Source organism: Neisseria sp. P0021.S006, from assembly GCF_051956895.1.
The window spans coordinates 1-2,173 of the sequence record NZ_JBQCWZ010000160.1 but is presented as its reverse complement, the minus strand read 5'-3'; the positions used below and the strand labels follow the sequence as shown (position 1 = coordinate 2,173).

The 2,173-nt window shown below is 54.9% G+C and carries 3 protein-coding genes; all 3 read left to right on the top strand.

The window, feature by feature from the left end; all coding sequences use genetic code 11:
* Nucleotides 1-413: 3-hydroxyacyl-ACP dehydratase FabZ (gene fabZ, locus ACTHUM_RS11930; protein ID WP_440402812.1), on the top strand; the 413-nt coding region annotated here is incomplete at its 5' end.
* A gap of 74 nt (nucleotides 414-487) precedes the next feature.
* Nucleotides 488-1,264, top strand: coding sequence for an acyl-ACP--UDP-N-acetylglucosamine O-acyltransferase (lpxA, locus tag ACTHUM_RS11925; protein WP_003681706.1), 777 nt, complete (start codon nucleotides 488-490; stop codon nucleotides 1,262-1,264).
* 160 nt (nucleotides 1,265-1,424) lie between these two features.
* The coding region (gene lpxB / locus ACTHUM_RS11920) for a lipid-A-disaccharide synthase (protein WP_440402960.1) at nucleotides 1,425-2,173 on the top strand (749 nt) is incomplete at its 3' end.

The following is a 2,173-nucleotide window of genomic DNA, read 5'->3' as shown; positions in this document are numbered from 1 at the left end:
AAAAACTTATCCCACACCGTTATCCGTTTTTGCAACTCGACCGCATTACTGCGTTCGAACCGATGAAAACCCTGACTGCGATTAAAAACGTCACCATGAACGAGCCGCAGTTCCAAGGCCACTTTCCCGACCTGCCCGTGATGCCTGGCGTGTTGATTATCGAAGCCATGGCGCAAGCGTGCGGCACACTGGCCATCCTCAGCGAAGGCGGCCGCAAAGAAAACGAATTCTTCTTCTTCGCCGGTATCGACGATGCCCGTTTCAAACGCCAAGTCATCCCCGGCGACCAACTGGTTTTTGAAGTCGAGCTGCTGACCAACAAACGCGGTATCGGCAAATTCAACGCCGTTGCCAAAGTCGACGGCCAAGTTGCCGTTGAAGCCGTGATTATGTGCGCCAAACGCGTGGTGTAAGAATGGGACAGGCCGTCTGAACGTTCAGACGGCATCTTGCAGGCAATACCTGTATCAGACAGCAAGGAGACAGCATGACCCTTATCCATCCGACCGCCGTCATCGACCCTAAAGCCGAACTCGACTCCAGCGTCAAAGTCGGCCCATACAGCATCATCGGCCCCAATGTGCAAATCGGTGCGAATACCGAAATCGGCCCGCACGTCGTCATCAACGGCCATACGACCATCGGTGAAAACAACCGCATTTTCCAATTTGCCAGCCTCGGCGAAATTCCGCAGGACAAAAAATACCGCGACGAGCCGACCAAACTGATTATCGGCAACGGCAACACCATCCGCGAATTTACGACGTTCAACCTCGGTACGGTTACCGGTATCGGCGAAACCCGTATCGGCGACGACAACTGGATTATGGCCTACTGCCACCTTGCCCATGACTGCGTGGTCGGCAACCATACCATCTTCGCCAACAACGCCTCGCTCGCCGGACACGTTACCATCGGCGACTACGTCGTCTTGGGCGGCTACACGCTGGTGTTCCAATTCTGCCAAATCGGCGACTACGCTATGACCGCGTTTGCCGCCGGCGTACACAAAGACGTACCGCCGTACTTTATGGCTGCTGGCTACCGCGCCGAACCGGCCGGTCTCAACAGCGAAGGTATGCGCCGCAACGGTTTCACGGCCGAACAGATTGCCTCCGTCAAAGATGTGTATAAAACCATTTACCATCGCGGCATTCCGTTTGAAGAAGCCAAGGCAGACATTCTGAAACGCGCCGAAACCCAAAGCGAATTGGCGGTATTTAAAGACTTTTTTGCACAATCCACACGCGGCATTATCCGTTGATTGATGGATTGAAGGCCGTCTGAAACTTTTTCAGACGGCCTTTGGATTGCAAAAATCCGATTAGCGGGGCAGGTTTCCTGTCCGTTTGCCGCTGATGCCGTCTGAAAACGGGCGGGCAAATGTCTGCCTCAAAATCTTTTAGCTTCCGAACCTCAACAACATGAACCCCAATCCTTCCCCCCTTATCGCCATCAGCGTTGGCGAAGCTTCCGGCGACTTACTCGGCGCACACTTAATCCGTGCCATTAAGGCGCGTTGCCCGAATGCGCGGTTTACCGGCATCGGCGGCGAGCGCATGAAGGCGGAGGGTTTCGAGAGTTTGTACGATCAGGAAAAGCTGGCGGTACGCGGTTTTGTTGAGGTCATCAAACGCCTGCCGCAGATTTTGAAAATCCGCAAAGGGCTGGTGAACGATTTAATCCGCCTCAAGCCGGATGTGTTTATCGGCATCGATGCGCCGGACTTTAATCTCGGCGTGGCGGAAAAACTCAAGCAGGCAGGCATTCATACCATTCATTACGTCAGCCCGTCGGTTTGGGCGTGGCGACGCGAACGGGTCAATAAAATCGTACATCAGGTCAACCGCGTGTTGTGCCTATTTCCGATGGAACCGCAGCTATATATCGATGCCGGCGGCAAGGCTGAGTTTGTCGGCCATCCGATGGCGCAAACCATGCCGGTGGAAGCGGATAGGGCGGCGGCACGGCAGAAGCTGGGCGTACCTGCGGACGTGCCCGTGTTTGCCATCTTGCCCGGCAGCCGCGTGAGCGAAATCGATTACATGGCGGCGGTGTTTTTTCAGACGGCCTTATTGCTGCTGAAAAGTTATCCGAAGGCACAGTTTTTGCTGCCTGTGGCGACGGCCGCAACGCGCAAACGCATTAGTGAAATTTTGGCGCAGCCTGAGTT

Coding starts and splice junctions, on each gene's coding strand:
- lpxA (WP_003681706.1), top strand. CDS start 488: ATGACCCTTATCCATCCGACCGCCGTCATCGACCCTAAAGCCGAACTC.